Source organism: Allobosea sp. LjRoot9, assembly GCF_964252745.1.
Classification (GTDB): domain Bacteria; phylum Pseudomonadota; class Alphaproteobacteria; order Rhizobiales; family Beijerinckiaceae; genus Allobosea.
This window is the reverse complement of sequence record NZ_CAXUPC020000001.1, coordinates 1448413-1466542: the sequence shown is the minus strand read 5'-3', so window position 1 is coordinate 1466542 and position 18130 is coordinate 1448413. Positions and strand designations below refer to the sequence as shown.

Below are 18130 nucleotides of genomic sequence, written 5' to 3'. Positions count from 1 at the left end.
AAGGGCCTTCCGCGCCGCGCGGAAGGCCCTTTTTTCGTTAGAGCAGGATGCGAAAAAGTGGGAACCGGTTTTTCGTATTGATCCGGCTCACATCTAGTGCGTGGGCTGCGGGGCGTGAGACACGTCAACCGCTTTCTTCTTGCCGCGGAGCTCCGCCAGCCAACGCACGATGACGTAGAAGGCAGGAGTGAAGATCAGGCCGAAGAAAGTCACGCCGATCATCCCCGAGAACACCGCCACACCGAGCACCTGGCGCATCTCCGCGCCGGCGCCGATCGAGATCGTCAAGGGCAGCACGCCGAGGATGAAGGCGAGCGAGGTCATCAGGATCGGCCGCAACCGGGTCCTGGCCGCGGCGATTGCGGCCTCGCGCCGGTTCATGCCCTCGTCTTCGGCCTGCTTGGCGAATTCGACGATCAGGATCGCGTTCTTCGCAGCGAGGCCGACGAGCACGACGAGACCGATATCGACCAGCACGTTGCGGTCGAAGCCCTTGTAGCCGACGCCGATCATTGCCGCGAGGATACACATCGGCACGATCAGGATGACCGCGAGCGGCAAGGTCCAGCTCTCATACAGCGCCGCCAGCAGCAGGAAGACGAAGACGACAGCGAGGCCGAAGGCGATGATCGCGGTGTTGCCGGCGAGCTTCTCCTGCAGCGCGATCTCGGTCCATTCGAAGCCGAAGCCGGCCGGCAGAACCTTCTGCGCGATCTGCTCCACAGCTGCGATGCCCTGGCCCGTCGAGAAGCCGCGCGCCATCGACAGCTGCACCTCGGCTGCCGGGTAGAGGTTGTAGCGCGGCACGCGGTAGGCGCCGGTCGTGTTCGAGAAGGTCGCGACCGAGCCGATCGGCACCATCTCGCCATCGGCATTGCGCGTCTTCAAGGCGGCGACGTCGCGGATATCGAGCCGATAGGGGTTGTCGGCCTGCGCCGTCACCCGGAAAGTGCGGCCGAGGATGTTGAAATCGTTGACATAGGCCGAGCCCATATAGACCGAGAGGGTCTCGAACACGCGGGTCACGGGCACACCGAGCATTTCCGCCTTGGTCCGGTCGATATCGGCAAAGATCTGCGGCGTCTTGGTCGAGAACAGGGTGAAGGGCTGCTGGATGCCCGGAGATTGCCCTGCTGTTCCCGCCACGGCCCAGGTCGCGCCTTCCAGCGCGGCAAGGCCGCGCCCGCCCTTGTCCTGGACGTAGCCCTTGAGACCGCCGCCATTGCCGATACCGGGAACGGCCGGAGGCTCGATCACCAGGGAGAAGGCTTCGTTGATCTGGAACAGCTGGGTGCGCAGGTCGTTGAGAATGCCTTGGGTCGTCAGGCCAGCCTTGGCCCGTTCCCTGAAATCCGAGAGGGTGACGAAGGCGACGCCGGCATTGGGCGCCAGGGTGAAGGTCGCGCCGTCGAGGCCGGCGAAGGCGACGGCATGGGCGACGCCCGGCCGCGACAGCAGCATGTCTGTCGCCTTGCGGATGACCGCGTCCGTTCGCGGCAAGGAGGAGCCTGCCGGAAGCTGGAAGACGGCGATGAAGTAGCCGCGGTCGAGCTGCGGCACCAGGCCCGTCGGGATTGCAACAAGGCGCTGGCCCGCGACCGCGATCAAGGCGGCATAAACCAGCAGCATCAGGACGCTGACGCGAATGAGACGCGAGGTCACCGCGCCATAGCCGCGCGAGAGCCAGTCGAAGCCCTTGTTGAAATATTTGAAGAACCAGCGGATCGGCGCGCCGAGCGCCGCGATGAAGCCCTTCGGCTCCTCATGGCTGTGCGGCTTCAGCAGGATCGCCGACAAGGCCGGCGACAAGGTCAGCGAGACGAAGCACGAGATCATCGTCGAGGCCGCGATGGTCACCGCGAACTGCTGGTAGAACGTGCCTTGCAGGCCGGTGATGAAGGCGGTCGGGATGAACACGGCGCAAAGGACGAGGGCGATCGCCAGCAGGGCGCCGCCGACCTCGTCCATGGTCTTGTGCGCAGCGTCCTTGGCGCTCATCCCCTGCGCGAGATAACGCTCGACATTCTCGACGACGACGATCGCATCGTCGACGACGATGCCGATCGCCAGCACGAGCGCGAGCAGCGAGATCGTGTTGAACGAAATTCCGACCGCGCTCATGACCAGGAAGGTGCCGACCAGCGAAACCGGGATCGCGATGATCGGGATGATCGCGGCGCGCCAGGTCTGCAGGAACAGGATCACGACGATGACGACGAGCACGATTGCCTCGAGCAGCGTCTGCACGACTGCGGAGACGGATTCCCCGATGAACTCCGTCGGGTTGTAGACGATCCGGTATTCGAGGCCGCCCGGGAAGTCCTTCGACAGCGTCTGCATCGTCTTGATGAGGGATTCGGAGGCCGCCAGCGCGTTCGAGCCCGGACGCTGGAAGACACCGATCGCGACCGCTTCCTTGTTGTCGAGATAGGAGTTCGACAGGTAGTCCTGCGCACCGAGTTCGACGCGAGCGATGTCGCGGACGCGGATCGTGCCGCCATCGGCGTCGGAGCGCACGACGATGTCATAGAACTCGTCGATACTGGTGAGACGTCCCAGCGTGTTGACCGACAGCTGGAAGGCGCCGTCCGACTTGGCCGGTGGCTGGTTGATCGCGCCCGCCGCGACCTGGATGTTGGCGGCACGGATCGCGGAGACGACATCGCCAGCGGTCAGGTTGCGCGAAGCGACCTTGGCCGGATCGAGCCAGACCCGCATCGAATAGTCGCGCGCGCCGAAGACCTGGACGTCGCCGACGCCGTCGACGCGGGTCAGCACGTCCTTGACGTTGAGCGTGGTGTAGTTCGAGACATATTGCTGGTCACGCGAGCCGTCGGGCGACAGCATGTGGATGACCATCAGGAAGTCGGGCGAGGCCTTGCGGACCTGCAGGCCGAGCGTGCGCACATCCTGAGGCAGGCGCGGCTCGGCCGCGGAGACGCGGTTCTGCACCAGCACCTGAGCCTGGTCGACATCGGTGCCGGCCTTGAACACGACGCTGATCGTGACGCGCCCGTCGCCGGTCGATTGCGACGAAATATAGAGCATGTCGTCGACGCCGTTGACCTCCTGCTCGATCGGGGCCGCGACCGTCGAGGCGACGACCTCGGCCGAGGCGCCGGGATAGGTCGCCGTGATCGTGACTGTCGGCGGGGCGATCTCGGGATATTCGGCGATCGGCAGACCGCGCTGGGCGATCGCACCCGCGATGGTCAGAAGGATCGACAGCACGGTCGCGAAGATCGGCCGGTCGATGAAGAAATGCGCGAAACGGAACATGGACGTTTCCTGGCCGGAAGGCAGGGCGGACGGCGAGGCGCCGTCCGTGGCTCAGATCGGAGGGTGAACGGTCAGTTCGTGGCGGCCGGCTTGATCTCGCCGGGTTGTGGCGTCACCGTCCCGCCCGGACGCACCATCGGGTTGGCGAGGCCGCCGATGATGACCTGGTCGGTGGGGCTGAGGCCTTCGCGGATGACGCGCAGACCGCCGGTGATCTGGCCGAGCACGACGGGCTTGGGCACGACCTTGTTCTCGGGCCCGATGGTCAGGACGATCTTGCTGGCCTGGTCGGAGACGATGACGGTGTCGGGCACGAGCAAGGCATCGGCCTCGCCCGCGAAGAGGCGCAGCCGCCCGAACGTGCCCGGCGTCAGGAACTGGTCCTTGTTCTCGAACACGGCGCGGCCGCGGATGGTGCCGGAGCGGGCGTTCAGCGCGTTGTCGACGAAGTCGATCTTGCCCCTGCGCTTCCACTCGCGCTCATCCGCCAGGCGCACTTCGGCCGGGCTGCCTTCTTCGCGGCTGGTGACCTTGCGCAGGTCCTTGGTCAGCCGCGAATAGCGCAGGTAATCGGCCTCCGAGGCATCGAAGACGAAGTTGATCGGGTCGACGGCGACGATCGTGGTCAAAAGCGTCGCGCCTGACTGTCCGCCGGCGACGAGGTTGCCCGGGTCGACGCGCCGGTTGGAGATGCGCCCTGCGAGGGGCGCGCGCACCTGGGTCCATTCGAGATTGAGCTCGGCCGTCTTGAGGTTGGCCTCGGCTCCTTGCAGGGTGCCGATCGCGCTGTTGAGGTTGGCGCGGCGCTGGTCGATGTCGCGGGCCGTGATGGTCCGGTTCTGGGTCAGGCCCTCGGCGCGCTCGACCTCATTCTGCGCCAGCTCGACCTGCGCCTTGGCGCGCGCCACATCGGCGCGCGAGACATCGACCGAGAGCCGGTAGGGGCGCGGATCGATGGTGAAGAGCAGGTCGCCCTTCTTGACGAGATCGCCGTCACGGAAATGCAGCGAATCCAGGAAGCCCGAGACCCGGGCGCGAATTTCGACCTGCTCGCTCGCCTCGAAGCGGCCGGTATACTCGTCCCAGTTGGTGACGCGCTTGGCAAGCGGAGCCGAGACCTGCACGGGCGGCGCCGGCGGCGCGCCCTGGGCGAGGGCCGCGGCGGCGGCGAAAGTCAGTGCGGCGGAAGCGACGACGAGTCCGAAACCTGTGGCGCGGCGATGTGTCATGGACGGACTCCGGATAGCAGGACCGGCGCAACCAGCGAGGGTTTCCGGATTTTGCTGCAAGAAGGGGATCGGGCTGACGATTGTCAAGATCGTTCACTCGACACTAAGGCAAACAGGGGCCAAATACGCCACAATACGGCCAAGTGGTGACAGGAGGGCAACAGCCGCTTGCCCGCCGCGCGCCGAAATCGTAACCCGTAGCCGAGATTTCCAAGTCGAAAGAGCCAAGATGAACGCGCATGTTCGCCCCGCCGACCCCAAGAAGCTGATCAAGGGAGCGACCGGCGATTGGGAAGTGGTGATCGGCATGGAGATCCATGCACAGGTGACCTCCAATGCGAAACTCTTCTCCGGCGCCTCCACGGCGTTCGGTGCAGAGCCGAATGAGCATGTCAGCCTCGTCGATGCCGCCATGCCGGGCATGCTGCCGGTCATCAATGCCGAGTGCATCCGCCAGGCCGTGCGCACCGGCTTGGGCCTCAACGCCCAGATCAACAACCGTTCGGTCTTCGACCGCAAGAACTACTTCTATCCCGATCTGCCGCAGGGTTACCAGATCAGCCAGTACAAAAGCCCGATTGTCGGGGAGGGCGAGATCGTCGTCGACCTGTCGCCGACCGAGCAGATCACGGTGGGCATCGAGCGCCTCCATTTGGAGCAGGACGCCGGCAAGTCGATCCATGACCAGCATCCGACGATGAGCTTCGTCGATCTCAACCGCTCGGGCGTGGCGCTGATGGAGATCGTCTCGAAGCCGGATCTGCGTTCGGCCGAAGAGGCGCGCGCCTATGTCACCAAGCTGCGCACCATCATGCGTTATCTCGGCACCTGCGACGGCGATATGGAGAAGGGCAATCTGCGCGCCGATGTGAACGTTTCGGTCCGCAAGCCCGGTGCGGAGCTGGGGACGCGCTGCGAGATCAAGAACGTCAACTCGATCCGCTTCATCGGCCAGGCGGTCGAGGTCGAGGCGCGCCGCCAGATCGGCATCATCGAGGATGGCGGCACGATCGACCAGGAGACGCGGCTCTATGATCCCGGCAAGGGTGAGACGCGCTCGATGCGCTCCAAGGAAGAGGCGCATGACTACCGCTATTTCCCGGACCCGGACCTGCTGCCGCTCGAATTCGACGACGCCTTCGTCGCGGAGCTGAAGAGTATTTTGCCCGAATTGCCGGACGCCAAGAAGGCGCGCTTCATCGCGGAATACAGCCTCTCGCCCTATGACGCCGCGGTGCTGGTCGCCGAGCGCGAGCAGGCCGACTATTTCGAGGCCGTGGCGAAAGGCCGCGACGGCAAGGCCGCCGCGAACTGGGTGATCAACGAGCTCTTCGGCCGGCTGAACAAGGAGGGCCAGGATGTCGGCTCCTCGCCGGTCTCGGCTTCCCAGCTCGGCGGGCTGGTCGAGCTGATCGGCGAGGGCGTCATCTCGGGCCGGATCGCCAAGGATCTGTTCGAGATCCTCTGGTCCGAAGGTGGCGACCCGCGCGTTATCGTCGAGGCGCGCGGCATGAAGCAGGTCACCGATACCGGCGCGATCGAGAAGGCGGTGGACGAGCTGATCGCCGCCAATCCCGACAAGGTCGAGCAGGTCAAGGCGAAGCCGACCATGCTGGGCTGGTTCGTCGGTCAGGCGATGAAAGCTTCGGGCGGAAAGGCCAATCCGCAGGCCCTGAACGAGATCCTGAAAGCCAAGCTGGGCATCGAGTGACGCCAGACGGTCTCATCATCCGCGACGCGCTGCCCGCCGACCTCCCGGCGGTGCGCGGCCTGCTGGTCGAGACCTGGCATGCGACCTATGACGGCATCTATGGCTGGCAGCGCGTCGCCGAGATCACCAATGCCTGGCATTCACTGGAGAGCCTCTCGGCCCAACTCGGGCGCGACAATGGGGCCTTTCTCGTCGCCCTGGTCGGCGAGGAGATCATCGCAACCTCCTCGGCGCGGCTCGAGCGCGACCGCGCGGCGCTGCTGACGAGGCTCTACGTCCTCCCGAGCTATCAGGGCATCGGTGTTGGCCGCACGCTGCTGCAGGTGACACTGGCCTGTTTTCCGCAAGCCCCGGTCGCGCGGCTGGAGGTCGAGAGCCAGAACGAGCCGGCCATCGCCTTCTACGAGCGTATGGGTTTTTTCCTGCAGCGCCAGGCCCGCTTCGACGGACGCGAGGACACCCCGAACACGCTGCTGATGGCGAAGCGGCTTTTCGCCGAGTGATCGTTCCAACGATTCGGGCGCTGACGAGTTTCGAGTGATGACGAGATGAAGGACCAGAGCATGAGCCGCAGCGCCATCGATCCCGCCGAGATCACGATCCGCGAGGCCGTGCGGGTCGATGCGCCCCGCATCGCCACCCTGATCATGCTGGGCGCGGCGCGGCAGGCCAAGAGCCCCGAGGAGATCGCCGTCGAGGTCGCCCATCCAGCTTATCTCGATGCCTTCGACGAGATCGCCGCCAGCCCTCACAACACATTGTTCGTGGCGGAGCGACTGGGGCAGGTCGTCGGCACCTTCCAGGTCACGCTGATCCCCGGGCTCGTCGCGCGCGGTCGCAAGCGGGCCAAGATCGAAAGCGTCCATGTCGCGCCGGAGAGCCGCAGCCTCGGCATCGGCGCCGTGATGATGCACCACGCGCTCGCCTTCGCTGGGGAGAAGGGGGCGGGCCTCGTCGAGCTGACCTCTGACAAGGCTCGGACCGACGCGCATCGCTTCTACGTCAATCTCGGCTTTGCCCAGAGCCATGAGGGCTTCAAGTTTGTGATCGCGTCGTAGCGAGCCGGTCCGTGCCGTCTCAAGGCATCGAGGTCTCAAAAGGCTTGCAGAATCCAGAGAAGCTGCATCGAGAGATGGAGGGCGGCCACGGCGATCTGCACGGATCGCCGTGCGACGAGGAAGCCTAGGAGGCACAGGGCGAGGCCGATGGGAATCTGCAGCAGATAAGCGCCGCTCAACTGGCTCCAGCGCTCCGAACCCTTGATCAGCGTATCCGTCACGTCGAGGGCAAAGGTCGCCGCCAGCAGGCTGAAGAACCAGCGGCGCCTCTTGATGAAGAAGTCCTCATAGCCCGCATATTCCGAGATGTTGTCGGGAAAGAGCAGGGCCGCCAGCATGTAGAGGACGACGGCATAGCCGATGAGGAAGGTGAAGACGCCGAAATTCCAGACGGGAATCCGCGAGAGTGCGAATTCCCACCACCAGAACAGGATCAGTTCGAGCAGGATCGAACCGACCCAGAGCAGGTGGATCAGCGACAGGCGGTGACGGGCGGGATGCTGGATGAAGCCGGCGGTGCCGGTCAGCAGCCGGGTCACGCCGAGCCCGGTGACCATGCCCATGACGATTCGGACATGGGCGAAGAGTTCTTGCGACGGGACAGTCTCCATGGTGCGTCCATAACTTGCCTGCTGCGACGAGCCTAGAGCGTTTTCGAGCGAAGCGGATACCTGTTCGCGTGAAGAAATCGCGTTAAAACAAGGATTTAGAGCAATTGAACGATCCAATTGGATCGGAAATTGCTCTGGCACATCGACAGAGGAAGTGGATGCCGCCCTCCTCAGCGGTCTCGCCGGTCGCCCGCCCCCATGACATGGCGAGGCCGCTTATGGCGCGGGTTCCGGTGCTTTCAGGACGGCGCGGGTGAGACTAGATCTGTCGCATCCAGCAACCGACGGGAAGCGCAGTATGGCACAAGTTCAGACCAAGCCGATCGATCTCCACTACTGGCCGACGCCGAATGGCTGGAAGATCACCATCATGCTCGAGGAGTGCGGGCTGCCCTACACCGTCATTCCCGTGAACATCGGCAAGGGCGACCAGTTCAAGCCGGAGTTCCTGGCGATCTCGCCCAATAACCGCATGCCCGCGATCGTTGATCCCGAGGGGCCGGACGGCAAGCCGATCTCGGTCTTCGAATCCGGAGCGATCCTGCAATATCTCGGTCGCAAGACCGGCAAATTCTATCCCGCTGACGAGCGTGGCCGCGTCGCCGTCGATGAATGGCTGTTCTGGCAGATGGGCGGCTTTGGTCCGATGCTCGGCCAGACCCATCATTTCCGGCTCTATGCGCCCGAGCAGCTGCCCTATGCCATCGAGCGCTATACCAATGAGGCGAACCGCCTCTATGGCGTGCTGAACAAGCGCCTTGCCGGTCGCGACTACATCACCGGCGATTATTCGATCGCCGATATGGCTTGCATCGGTTGGGCACGCGGTTGGGAGCGCCAGGGCCAGGACATCAAGCAGTTCCCGCATGTCGAGCGCTGGATCGCGACGATGCTGGCACGCCCGGCCGTCGAGCGTGGTCTTGCCGTCGCTTCGGAGCTGCGCAAGCCGCCGGAACAGCGCACGCCCGAGGAGCACGCGATGCTATTCAACCAGAAGGCGCGCTGAGGCTTCGAGCCGTCATGCTCGCCTTGTGGCGAGCATCCACGTCTTGAACACCGCATGCGGCCAAGGAGGACGTGGATGGTCGGGACAAGCCCGACCATGACGATGAGGCCGCAATTCCGCCTGCGCTTCGGGCGTCAGTTCGCCCGCGACCACTTCACCGAGCGGCAGATCAGCCCGCCGAGCACGCAGCCCGATGTCGTCAGCGCGTCGCCTGCCAGCGTCATCGTGCCCGAATAGGTCTTGCCGTCCTCGGGGTTGAAGGCACTGCCGCTCCACTTGCCGCCGCCGGCGGGCTTCATGTCGTAGAAGATGCGCTGGCCGATCTTGGCGGGACCGTTGGGATCCTTGAGCCAGGCGATGGTGCCGCAAACCGCCTCACCGCATTTGGCGAAGCGGACGCGCGAGGCACCGGTGTCGCGCAGCCATGTGCCGGTGACGTCCTGGGCGCTGGCGGGCGCCGTGGCCATTCCGATCAGGAGCCCGAAGCCCAAAAGCGCCGAACGGCCCCCGATTGCACGCTTGTTCATGTCGATCCTCCCTTGTCCGACCCGCTATGCTGCATGGTTCAGATATGAACCATATCGAAGGCGAGCCCCGTCTCCAAGTCTGCTTTAACGGGAGGATGAAGTGGGTAACCGCGCACCAAGGTGAACGTCGCGTCAACACAGCGAACGCTGACCCAACGGGAGGCTTTTGAAATCACGCAGCTTTTCGCGCTGCCAGCATGAATCGATCGTTGATTTAACCCGGCGATTACATCTTGTTGAGCTTCGATTCATCGCGATTTTTATCGAGCTCTTTAAGGGCTGAGGCCAAATCTCACCTTCACAAGCCGCGGCCTTGGACGGGTGCTCGGCGCAACAGGACAAGAGGGTGGTTGTCATGGCACGCATGGAAATGAGCGCGATCCCCGCTTCGCTGGTGATCCCAACGGAGGCCTCCGCCGAGGCCTATTACGAGCTTGGGCTGATGTATGCCGCAGGCCGCAATCAGCCGGTCGACCTCGTCGCGGCGCAGAAATGGTTCAACGTCGCCCTGGCGCGCGGTTGTGGTCGGGCTGCCGCCCATCGCCAGGAACTGGCGCTCGAGATGACGCGTGACGAGATCGCCGAGGCGCTGCGCGAGGCCCGCAGCTTCCTGACGCGCCACTAGCGACCCGCTGAAACGCCCGGGAGCCTTGTGGGGCGGAGAGGCGGCCGCTATAAGCGCGCCGCATTCTCCAGAAATTCCCCAAGGATATATCGATGGCTGTCCAGCGTACCTTCTCCATTCTCAAGCCCGATGCGACGCGGCGCAATCTCACCGGCGCGGTCAACGCGGTCATCGAGAAGGCCGGCCTGCGCATCGTCGCGCAGAAGCGCATCCAGATGACCAAGGCCCAGGCCGAGACCTTCTATGCGGTTCACTCAGCGCGTCCCTTCTTCGGCGAGCTGGTCGAGTTCATGATCTCCGCCCCGGTCGTGGTGCAGGTTCTCGAAGGCGAGAACGCGATCGCGACCTATCGCGACGTGATGGGCGCCACCAACCCGGCCAATGCCGCCGAGGGCACGATCCGTAAGCTCTTCGCCCAGTCGGTCGGCGAGAACACCGTGCACGGCTCCGACGCGCCCGAGACGGCCGCGATCGAGATCGCGCAGTTCTTCGCCGGCAACGAGATCGTCGGCTGATCTCTCAAAATCCACGCCGTCGTCTTGGGCAAGCCGCGTAGCGGCGCAGTTTCAGGATGACGGCAGGTTGCATGATGTGCAGGCGGGCTCTTGAGCCCGCCTTTTTCGTTCACGCCACGCGGTGATCGTGCAGGCAGTGGCCGTGATCGGCGAGGGATTCGATCACGCGGCATTCGGCCACGCGGCCGTGCCGGCATTCGCCGACCATGCGCTGGAGCTCGCCGCGCAGCGATTGGAGCTGGGCGATGCGCCGCTCGACATCGGCGAGATGGCGTTGCGCGATGCTGTCGGCGCGGTCGCACGAGGCCTGCGGCTCGGCCGCCATCGCCAGCAATTCGCGGATATCGTCGACGGCGAAGCCGAGATCGCGCGCATGCCGGATGAAGCGCAGGCGCTGCAGATGGGCGTCGCCATAGCTGCGGCGGTTGCTCTGCGTGCGAATGGGGGCGGGCAGGAGCCCGATCTCCTCATAGAAGCGGATCGTCGGGACCTTGACGCCTGTCGCTTCCGACAGCGCGCCGATCGGCATCTGTTCCATCGCGGCGACCTCCTAATCCTCTAGTCCCTAGAGGATATAGCGCGCCGATCCCGCAAGTGAAACCCCGTGGCCAGATCCCGGCTCACGGGGTTCGGAGTTCGCGCTCAGAAACCGAGATCGAAGGCGTAGCTCGCCGAGATGCCGAGCGTGATCGAGTCGCGCGAGCCATAGGTTCTCACGATCGGCGACTTGGCGGCATCGCCGACCAGGCGCTTGTACTCGATATAGGTTGTGGTCGAGAGGCGCTCGGACCAGTTATAGGTCGCCTGCGCGATCGCGCCATAGGAATGGATCCCGGCATTGTAGCGCTGCAGCAGCCCGCCGGTGCCGGCGGTGCCGGGATAGGAGCCGAAATAGGTCCGCAGATAGTCGGCGCCGACGATGCTCATGCGCGGGCCGGCGCCGAACGACCATTGGCCGACCCTGGCGAAGGCGTCGAGCTTGATTTCGGCGACCAGCGCGTCATGGGCGATGAAGCCGCGGCGCAGATCGACGCGGGCGCGCAGCCAGGAGGCCGGGTAGAACTCGGCGAAGCCGCCGGCCTCGATGCCGAATTTCGTGTCGGGAACCGCGACCAGAGCGGGGTTGGTGCTGGCCTTGCGCTGCCAGAGCAGATCGCCGGAGAAGCCGACGCGCCAGCCCTTGCCGGAGAAGAAGCCGATCGAGAGTGCGTCATCCTCGGCCACCCACCAGGTGCTCTTCACGCCCTTGCCGAGCGAGATGATCGGGCGCGGCCGGAAGACGTAGTTGTTGGAGCCTGAATAATCGGGCTGGTAGCGCAGGCCGGCGCCCAGCGTCAGATTCCAGTGCTGCGCGGATTCAGGCGAGGTGAGGGTGCTGTAGTCGCTCGACTGCGCCAAAGCGCGCTGGCCGGACGAAAGGGCGAGACAGGCCAGCAGGCCCGCCAGGAACACAACGCAACGCATCGATGAGAACTCCGGCGCAAGCGACGCCTTTTCGAACACAACCTCGTTCAACTTGACTCGTTAGTGTTAACCGCCGGTTGACACCCGCGCCTCTGCTGCGCCGGAGGAGCTTTGGGAAAGGGTGACGGCGTGGGCGAGCCATTTCTCCTGCTCTGAACTTGGTCTAATAAGCAGCTATGACCGAGCTTCCCCGCATCGCCCATCTGCCATCCGTTTGCCCGCATGACTGCCCTTCCGCCTGTTCTCTGGAGGTCGAGGTCATCGATGGGCGCAGCATCGGGCGGGTGCGCGGCAGCAAGCGCCAGAGCTACACGGATGGGGTGATCTGCGCCAAGGTCGCGCGTTATTCCGAGCGCATCCACCATCCCGACCGGCTGCTGCATCCGCTGCGCAGGACCGGGCCGAAGGGATCAGGCCAGTTCGAGCGGATATCCTGGGACGAGGCGCTCGACGAGATTGCGCGCCGTTTCCTGGCGATCGAGAACGAGCACGGCGCGCAGGCCGTCTGGCCCTATTACTATGCGGGCACGATGGGCCTCGTCATGCGCGACGGCATCAACCGCCTGCGCCACGCCAAGGGCTATTCCGGCCAGTATTCGACGATCTGCACCACCATGGCCTGGACCGGCTTCATCGCCGGCACGGGCCGCCTCGCGGGCCCCGATCCGCGCGAGATGGCCAAGTCGGATTGCGTCGTGATCTGGGGCACCAACGCCGTGCATACTCAGGTCAATGTGATGCACCACGCCGTCAAGGCGCGGAAGACGCGCGGCGCCAAGATCGTCGCCATCGACATCTATCACAATGCCACGCTCGCCCAGGCCGATCTCGCCCTGGTGCTACGACCGGGCACGGATGCGGCGCTGGCCTGCGCGGTGATGCATGTCCTCTTTCGCGATGGCCATGCCGACCGCGACTATCTGGCGCGGCACACCGATGCTCCAGAGGAGCTGGAAGCGCATCTCGCCGACCGTACGCCGGAATGGGCGGCTGCGATCACCGGGCTCGAGGTCGCGCAGATCGAAGAGTTCGCGGCCCTCATCGGCACGCGCAAGAAGAGCTTTTTCCGACTGGGCTATGGCTTCGCGCGCCAGCGTAACGGTGCGGTCTCGATGCATGCGGCGCTGTCTGTGCCAACCGTTACAGGAGCCTGGCAATATGAGGGCGGAGGCGCCTTCCACAGCAACAGCGGCATCTACAAATGGCGCAAGAGCCTGATCGAGGGGCTCGACCTCATCGATCCGAAAATCCGCCAGCTCGATCAGTCGCAGATCGGCAGGGTGCTCACCGGCGATGCGCAGGCGCTGCGGCAGGGCGGGCCGGTCAAGGCGCTCTTCATCCAGAACACCAACCCGGTTTCGGTCGCGCCTGAGCAGGAGCTGGTCAAGCAGGGTTTTGGGCGCGACGACCTCTTCACCGTCGTCCATGAGCAGTTCATGACCGAGACGGCCGGGATGGCCGATATCGTGCTGCCGGCGACCCAGTTCATGGAGCATGACGACGTCTATCAGGGCGGTGGCCACCAGCACATCATGTGGGGCGGCAAGCTGGTCGACCCGCCGGGCGAATGCCGCTCGAACCATGAGGTCGTCAGTGCGCTCGCCGAGCGGCTCGGGGCGCAGCATCGCGGCTTCCAGATGTCGCCGCGCGAGATCGTCGACTGGACGTTGCGCGAGAGCGGGCGCGGCACGCTCGACGAATTGATCGCCAATGATTTCCACGACGTACAGCCGGATTATCGCACGGCGCATTATCTCGACGGCTTCGGCTACCGCGACAAGAAGTTTCGCTTCAAGCCCGATTGGCCGAAGGTGCCCAACGCCAATGCCGGCACGGTCGGCCCATACTTGCAGATGCCGGCGCTGCCCGACTACTGGGCCGTCATCGAGAATGCTGATGCTGAGCATCCCTTCCGCCTGGCGACGAGCCCGGCGCGCAGCTTCCTGAACTCGACCTTCACCGAGACCCCGGGCTCCCAGAAGAAGGAGGGGCGGCCGACGCTGATGCTGCATCCCGGCGATGCGGAAAAGCTCGGCATCGCGGCCGATGACGAGGTCGTGGTCGGCAACAGCCGTGGCAGCGTGCATCTCCATGCCGTGCTGTTCGAGGGGTTGGTGCGCGGCGTCGTCATCGCCGAGTCGATCTGGCCCAATGCGGCGCATAAATATGGGCGCGGCATCAACACGATTACGGGGGCAGACGCCGTTGCGCCCTTTGGCGGCGCGGCTTTTCATGATGTGAAGGTGTGGATCAAGCGGGCGTGACCTTCCGCGCTCTTGACCTTTGCGAGGCGCTGTGAACCATCGCCGACGCGCGGGCGAGGCATGAATCATGCGATCAGGGGCCCGTTTTCTTAGGGCTTGTGAAATCATGATGATGCGGCGGATGGGTGCGGTCGTTTTGGCCGGTGGATTGTCTGTGCTGATGGGCACGGTCGTACTGGCTGCGAGCAGCTCCGCGCCGCTCCCGCCACCGGATCCGACGGCGAAGAACCTCACCCCCTATATGATCCAGCTGCGCGCATTCGACGCCTGCCTGCACACCCAGTCGCAATTGCTGCAGACGACCCGCGAGGCGGTGCATACGCCGTGCAGCTGCTACGCCAAGGGCACGGTCAACGCCATGTCCAAGGACGAGATCCAGGCTTTTCGCGACACCGGCTATTTCAACGACACGGCGCGCGAGAAGGGTCTGGAGTTCCTCGACAAGTGCAAGCTCAAGCGGCCGCTTTGACGGCAGCGGCTTCCGCAAAGAAACGCGCCCTGATCCGCGCTTCATAAGCGACGAGATTGGGGTGGCTTTCGACGACGCCGCGGATGGCGGAGTCGAAGATCGGGCTGAGCGCCGACATCGTGAAGGCGCCCAGCGCCGCGTCGGCGCCGCAAGGCGTGTCGCCGAGCAGGAACCGGCGCTCGCCCAGAATAGCGGCGATCGCGGCATAGGCGCGTTTGGTCAGGGCCAGCCGCTCCTCGGCGCTGTGCCGCCCGATGCCCTGGCCGTCGAGATTGTTCCGCACCTTGCGTTTCACCATGGCGATGACCAGCGGGCGCAGCGGCGCCGGCACCGCCTTGAAGAAATGACGCGGGCCGCGGTCGAAATTCCCGCTGTCGATCCAGCGCTCATGCACGACCATCCAGTAGAGCTGCTCTTCCAGCATCTTCTCCACGGCCCAGGCGATGCCGCGCTGCTCCGGCGTGAGGCCGGTGTCGAAATCGATGCCGTGTGCGCTCTCCAGATGGAAGCGGATGAAGCTCGAATCCGGGATGGTGACGCCGTCGTCGACGATCATCGGCAGCTTGCCCTTGGGCGCGCTGCGCATGTTCCCGGTCACGCGCTCGAACGGTAGCCCCGACATCCGCAGCAGGATCTCGGCCTTGATGCAGAACGGGCTCGGATCGGGCAGGCCGAAGCCTGGCCCGAAGCTGTGCAGGATGATCATGTCGCGGTTTCCTCTTGGCATTCTCGCCGACCTGGACGCTACTGCCACGCTCCTGACAGGATTCGTCAGCAGGCTGGGCCATTCTGAGCCTGACGAAGCTCGGGTGGAAACTGAAGAACATGCAGCGCGCCGAACGATTGCTCGATCTGATCCAGAGCCTGCGCCGCCGGCGCCGGCCCGTGACGGCCGATACGCTCGCCGCCGAGCTCGATGTCTCGGTTCGCACCGTCTATCGCGACATCGCCGCGCTGATGCGCCAGGGCGTGCCGGTCCGGGGCGAGGCCGGCATCGGCTATGTTCTCGACGCCGGCTTCGACCTGCCGCCGCTGATGCTGTCGCCCGACGAGATCGAGGCGGTTCTCGTCGGCATGCGCTGGCTCAGCGAGCGGGCGGACCCTGTTCTGGCGCGCGCGGCCGAGGATGTGGTCAGCAAGGTCGCGGCCGTGTTGCCGGCGCATCTCAAGCCGATCCTGCTCGATGGCGCCTTGTTTGCCCCCGCCTATGGCTCGGAGAAGCCGGTCGACCAGGTCGATGTCGCCGGCGTCCGCGCTGCGATCCGGCAAGGCCGCAAGCTTTCGATCCGCTATCGCGACGAGGCGGGACGGAATTCGCAGCGCATGATCTGGCCGATCGGCATGACCTTCTATGAGCGGGTGCGCATCGTCATCGCCTGGTGCGAGCTGCGCGAGGCGTTCCGCCATTTCCGCACCGACCGCATCACCGACCTCGCCTTGCGCGAGGAGCGCTACCCGGCGCGGCGCGCCGATCTGTTGCGACGCTGGCAGCAGCAGGAGGATGAGCGCGACAGGGCCGCTTGCGAGCAGCGGGAGGCGGCTCAGAGCCGCGCGATCGCGCCCTCGACCAGCGCGACACGGCCTGAGGCGACCTCGGCGAGCGCGCGCGGATAAAGCGTGTGCTCCTGAGCCAGCACGCGCTGGCTCAGGCTGTCCTCGTCGTCGCCCGGCAGCACGGGGACTTTGGCTTGGGCGATCACCGGTCCGGCATCGAGCTCGGGCACGACGAAATGCACGCTGCAGCCATGCTCAGTGACACCGGCCTCAAGCGCCTGCCGGTGCGTATGCGTGCCTTTGAACAGGGGCAGCAGCGAGGGATGGATGTTGATCAGTCGCCCTTCCCAGCGCCGGACGAACCAGGGTGTCATGATCCGCATGAAGCCGGCGAGCGCGATCAACTCGATCTGGTTGATGCGCAGGACCTCGTCCATGGCACGCTCGAAGGCCTCGCGATCTTTGTTGAAGGCGCGGTGGTCCACCGTCGCGGTCGCGATACCCAGGGCGCCGGCGCGTTCGAGCCCGCCGGCGCCGGGGATGTTCGACAGCACGAGCGCGATCTCGGCGGGGAAATCATTCGCCTGTGCGGCCTCGGCCAGCGACAGCATGTTGGAACCGCGCCCGGAGATCAGGACCGCGGTGCGCTTGCGGGCGACAGACTTGCGGACGATCGGCGTGCTCACAGGGCGAGCTTGCCGCGATAGCTGACCGGCTCGTCGCCGGCGGCGAGCGAGACGACTTCGCCCAGCCGGATGGCGGGTTCGCCGGCGGCCTTCAGAGCGGCTTCGACCTCGTCGGCCTTGGCGGCGTCGGCGGCGACGATCATGCCGATACCGCAATTGAAGGTGCGCAGCATCTCGCGCTCGACGACGCCGCCGGTCGCCGCAAGCCAGGCGAAGACGGGCGGGACGGAGATGGCAGACAGATCGAGCGAGACGCCGAGCCCCTCGGGCAAGACGCGAGGGATATTGTCGGGAAAACCGCCGCCGGTGATATGGGCGAGCACCTTGATGCCGTCGGTCGCCTTCAGCGCCGCGAGCAGGGTCTTCACATAGATCCGCGTCGGGGTCAGCAGCGCCTCGGCCAGGCTCTGGCCAGGGGCGAAGGGAGCGGGCGCATCCCAGCTCAATCCGGCCAGCGCAACGATGCGGCGGACCAGCGAATAACCGTTGGAATGCACGCCGGAGGAGGGCAGGCCGAAGACGACGTCGCCGGCCGCGAGATCGGCGCGCGGCAACAGCGTCCCGCGCTCGGCCGCACCGACCGCGAAGCCTGCGAGATCGTAATCCTTGTCGGCATACATGCCGGGCATCTCGGCGGTCTCGCCGCCGATCAGCGCGCAGCCCGCCTGCCGGCAGCCATCGGCGATGCCGCGCACGATCTCGACGCCGACCTTCGGGTCGAGCTTGCCGGTGGCGTAGTAGTCGAGGAAGAGCAGCGGCTCGGCGCCTTGCACGACAAGGTCGTTGACGCACATCGCGACGAGGTCGATGCCGATCGTCGCATGCAGCCCGCTTTCGATCGCGATCTTGACCTTGGTGCCGACGCCGTCATTGGCTGCGACCAGGATCGGATCGTTGAAGCCGGCGGCCTTGAGATCGAACAACCCACCGAAGCCGCCGATCTCGGCGTCGGCGCCAGGACGGCGCGTCGAGCGCACGAGAGGCTTGATGGCGTCGACCATGGCGTTGCCGGCGTCGATGTCGACGCCTGCCTGCGCATAGGTCAGTCCGTTCGCGCCGGGCTTTGTCATGATCTGCAGCCTCATCCTGTTTGAGGCGAGCGATAGGCAAGCGCGGCGCTGCTTGCAAGCCGGGACAGCGCTTTCGCCCTTGCCGATCCACCGATTCGGGTTCTAGCGTCGCAGCCCCGCCT

The 18130-nt window shown here is 65.2% G+C and carries 18 protein-coding genes; 9 read left to right on the top strand and 9 right to left on the bottom strand.

The features are described 5' to 3' along the window. Positions 1-93: 93 nt before the first annotated feature. Positions 94-3279: an efflux RND transporter permease subunit gene (locus tag ACSQ3P_RS06835; protein ID WP_436164814.1), complete on the bottom strand. Its 3186-nt coding sequence runs from the start codon at positions 3277-3279 to the stop codon at positions 94-96. A 71-nt stretch (positions 3280-3350) separates the two neighbouring features. After that, positions 3351-4508: an efflux RND transporter periplasmic adaptor subunit gene (locus tag ACSQ3P_RS06830; RefSeq protein ID WP_436164813.1), complete on the bottom strand. Its 1158-nt coding sequence runs from the start codon at positions 4506-4508 to the stop codon at positions 3351-3353. A gap of 229 nt (positions 4509-4737) precedes the next feature. On the opposite strand from ACSQ3P_RS06830, the gene gatB reads away from it, so the two are divergent. Genes gatB through ACSQ3P_RS06815 form a run of 3 tightly spaced genes read left to right on the top strand, consistent with a single transcriptional unit; the run spans position 4738 to position 7277 of the window. After that, positions 4738-6219 (top strand): Asp-tRNA(Asn)/Glu-tRNA(Gln) amidotransferase subunit GatB, encoded by a 1482-nt coding sequence (gene gatB / locus ACSQ3P_RS06825; RefSeq protein WP_436164812.1) that lies wholly within the window; start codon positions 4738-4740, stop codon positions 6217-6219. After that, positions 6216-6722 (top strand): N-acetyltransferase family protein, encoded by a 507-nt coding sequence (locus tag ACSQ3P_RS06820; RefSeq protein WP_436164811.1) that lies wholly within the window; start codon positions 6216-6218, stop codon positions 6720-6722. The genes gatB and ACSQ3P_RS06820 overlap by 4 nt, the downstream gene beginning before the upstream one ends. Positions 6723-6782: 60 nt before the next feature. After that, positions 6783-7277: a GNAT family N-acetyltransferase gene (locus ACSQ3P_RS06815; protein WP_436164810.1), complete on the top strand. Its 495-nt coding sequence runs from the start codon at positions 6783-6785 to the stop codon at positions 7275-7277. 35 nt (positions 7278-7312) lie between these two features. Here the strand turns inward: ACSQ3P_RS06815 and ACSQ3P_RS06810 are convergent, their stop codons facing one another. After that, positions 7313-7888 carry a hypothetical protein gene (locus ACSQ3P_RS06810; RefSeq protein ID WP_436164809.1) on the bottom strand — a complete coding sequence of 192 codons (576 nt, stop codon included), beginning with the start codon at positions 7886-7888 and terminating at the stop codon, positions 7313-7315. Between the two features lie 298 nt (positions 7889-8186). Between ACSQ3P_RS06810 and ACSQ3P_RS06805 the strand changes: the two genes are divergently transcribed. Continuing rightward, positions 8187-8894: a glutathione S-transferase N-terminal domain-containing protein gene (locus tag ACSQ3P_RS06805; protein ID WP_436164808.1), complete on the top strand. Its 708-nt coding sequence runs from the start codon at positions 8187-8189 to the stop codon at positions 8892-8894. A 134-nt stretch (positions 8895-9028) separates the two neighbouring features. Here ACSQ3P_RS06805 and ACSQ3P_RS06800 read toward each other — a convergent pair whose 3' ends face one another. Beyond that, entirely contained in the window at positions 9029-9421 is a 393-nt protein-coding gene (locus ACSQ3P_RS06800; protein ID WP_436164807.1) for a DUF2147 domain-containing protein, read from the bottom strand. Between the two features lie 355 nt (positions 9422-9776). Between ACSQ3P_RS06800 and ACSQ3P_RS06795 the strand changes: the two genes are divergently transcribed. Together ACSQ3P_RS06795 and ndk are read left to right on the top strand one after the other, a co-directional pair. After that, on the top strand, positions 9777-10046 hold the full coding sequence (locus tag ACSQ3P_RS06795) for an SEL1-like repeat protein (RefSeq protein WP_244546197.1): 270 nt from the start codon (positions 9777-9779) through the stop codon (positions 10044-10046). A gap of 92 nt (positions 10047-10138) precedes the next feature. Then, positions 10139-10561 carry a nucleoside-diphosphate kinase gene (gene ndk, locus ACSQ3P_RS06790; protein WP_310154174.1) on the top strand — a complete coding sequence of 141 codons (423 nt, stop codon included), beginning with the start codon at positions 10139-10141 and terminating at the stop codon, positions 10559-10561. Positions 10562-10670: 109 nt separating this feature from the next. Here the strand turns inward: ndk and ACSQ3P_RS06785 are convergent, their stop codons facing one another. Then, on the bottom strand, positions 10671-11099 hold the full coding sequence (locus tag ACSQ3P_RS06785; protein WP_436164806.1) for a MerR family transcriptional regulator: 429 nt from the start codon (positions 11097-11099) through the stop codon (positions 10671-10673). Positions 11100-11203: 104 nt separating this feature from the next. After that, positions 11204-12025 (bottom strand): MipA/OmpV family protein, encoded by an 822-nt coding sequence (locus ACSQ3P_RS06780; protein ID WP_436164805.1) that lies wholly within the window; start codon positions 12023-12025, stop codon positions 11204-11206. Between the two features lie 176 nt (positions 12026-12201). On the opposite strand from ACSQ3P_RS06780, the gene ACSQ3P_RS06775 reads away from it, so the two are divergent. Both ACSQ3P_RS06775 and ACSQ3P_RS06770 read left to right on the top strand, forming a co-directional pair. Beyond that, positions 12202-14289 carry a molybdopterin-containing oxidoreductase family protein gene (locus tag ACSQ3P_RS06775; protein WP_436164804.1) on the top strand — a complete coding sequence of 696 codons (2088 nt, stop codon included), beginning with the start codon at positions 12202-12204 and terminating at the stop codon, positions 14287-14289. Between the two features lie 121 nt (positions 14290-14410). After that, positions 14411-14758 carry a hypothetical protein gene (locus ACSQ3P_RS06770; protein WP_436164803.1) on the top strand — a complete coding sequence of 116 codons (348 nt, stop codon included), beginning with the start codon at positions 14411-14413 and terminating at the stop codon, positions 14756-14758. Here the strand turns inward: ACSQ3P_RS06770 and ACSQ3P_RS06765 are convergent. After that, a complete protein-coding gene (locus tag ACSQ3P_RS06765; RefSeq protein ID WP_436164802.1) occupies positions 14742-15464 on the bottom strand; it encodes a glutathione S-transferase family protein in 723 nt (240 codons plus the stop codon). The two genes, ACSQ3P_RS06770 and ACSQ3P_RS06765, sit on opposite strands and share 17 nt — an antisense overlap. A 119-nt stretch (positions 15465-15583) precedes the next feature. Between ACSQ3P_RS06765 and ACSQ3P_RS06760 the strand changes: the two genes are divergently transcribed. Continuing rightward, positions 15584-16372, top strand: coding sequence for a helix-turn-helix transcriptional regulator (locus tag ACSQ3P_RS06760; protein ID WP_436164801.1), 789 nt, complete (start codon positions 15584-15586; stop codon positions 16370-16372). On the opposite strand, the gene purN is transcribed toward ACSQ3P_RS06760, so the two are convergent. Beyond that, positions 16300-16863 (bottom strand): phosphoribosylglycinamide formyltransferase, encoded by a 564-nt coding sequence (gene purN, locus ACSQ3P_RS06755; RefSeq protein ID WP_436165177.1) that lies wholly within the window; start codon positions 16861-16863, stop codon positions 16300-16302. The genes ACSQ3P_RS06760 and purN overlap by 73 nt on opposite strands. Positions 16864-16934: 71 nt before the next feature. Beyond that, positions 16935-18008 carry a phosphoribosylformylglycinamidine cyclo-ligase gene (gene purM, locus ACSQ3P_RS06750; RefSeq protein WP_092165070.1) on the bottom strand — a complete coding sequence of 358 codons (1074 nt, stop codon included), beginning with the start codon at positions 18006-18008 and terminating at the stop codon, positions 16935-16937. Positions 18009-18130: the final 122 nt, after the last annotated feature.

Excerpts from the sequence above, each read along its gene's own strand:
- gatB (WP_436164812.1), top strand. The coding sequence starts at position 4,738 with ATGAACGCGCATGTTCGCCCCGCCGACCCCAAGAAGCTGATCAAGGGA.
- ACSQ3P_RS06770 (WP_436164803.1), top strand. The coding sequence starts at position 14,411 with ATGGGTGCGGTCGTTTTGGCCGGTGGATTGTCTGTGCTGATGGGCACG.
- ACSQ3P_RS06835 (WP_436164814.1), bottom strand. The coding sequence starts at position 3,279 with ATGTTCCGTTTCGCGCATTTCTTCATCGACCGGCCGATCTTCGCGACC.
- ACSQ3P_RS06830 (WP_436164813.1), bottom strand. The coding sequence starts at position 4,508 with ATGACACATCGCCGCGCCACAGGTTTCGGACTCGTCGTCGCTTCCGCC.
- ACSQ3P_RS06800 (WP_436164807.1), bottom strand. The coding sequence starts at position 9,421 with ATGAACAAGCGTGCAATCGGGGGCCGTTCGGCGCTTTTGGGCTTCGGG.
- ACSQ3P_RS06810 (WP_436164809.1), bottom strand. The coding sequence starts at position 7,888 with ATGGAGACTGTCCCGTCGCAAGAACTCTTCGCCCATGTCCGAATCGTC.
- ACSQ3P_RS06815 (WP_436164810.1), top strand. The coding sequence starts at position 6,783 with ATGAGCCGCAGCGCCATCGATCCCGCCGAGATCACGATCCGCGAGGCC.
- ACSQ3P_RS06780 (WP_436164805.1), bottom strand. The coding sequence starts at position 12,025 with ATGCGTTGCGTTGTGTTCCTGGCGGGCCTGCTGGCCTGTCTCGCCCTT.
- ACSQ3P_RS06805 (WP_436164808.1), top strand. The coding sequence starts at position 8,187 with ATGGCACAAGTTCAGACCAAGCCGATCGATCTCCACTACTGGCCGACG.
- ndk (WP_310154174.1), top strand. The coding sequence starts at position 10,139 with ATGGCTGTCCAGCGTACCTTCTCCATTCTCAAGCCCGATGCGACGCGG.
- purN (WP_436165177.1), bottom strand. The coding sequence starts at position 16,863 with ATGCTGTCGCTGGCCGAGGCCGCACAGGCGAATGATTTCCCCGCCGAG.
- ACSQ3P_RS06795 (WP_244546197.1), top strand. The coding sequence starts at position 9,777 with ATGGCACGCATGGAAATGAGCGCGATCCCCGCTTCGCTGGTGATCCCA.
- ACSQ3P_RS06785 (WP_436164806.1), bottom strand. The coding sequence starts at position 11,099 with ATGGAACAGATGCCGATCGGCGCGCTGTCGGAAGCGACAGGCGTCAAG.
- ACSQ3P_RS06775 (WP_436164804.1), top strand. The coding sequence starts at position 12,202 with ATGACCGAGCTTCCCCGCATCGCCCATCTGCCATCCGTTTGCCCGCAT.
- purM (WP_092165070.1), bottom strand. The coding sequence starts at position 18,008 with ATGACAAAGCCCGGCGCGAACGGACTGACCTATGCGCAGGCAGGCGTC.
- ACSQ3P_RS06760 (WP_436164801.1), top strand. The coding sequence starts at position 15,584 with ATGCAGCGCGCCGAACGATTGCTCGATCTGATCCAGAGCCTGCGCCGC.
- ACSQ3P_RS06765 (WP_436164802.1), bottom strand. The coding sequence starts at position 15,464 with ATGATCATCCTGCACAGCTTCGGGCCAGGCTTCGGCCTGCCCGATCCG.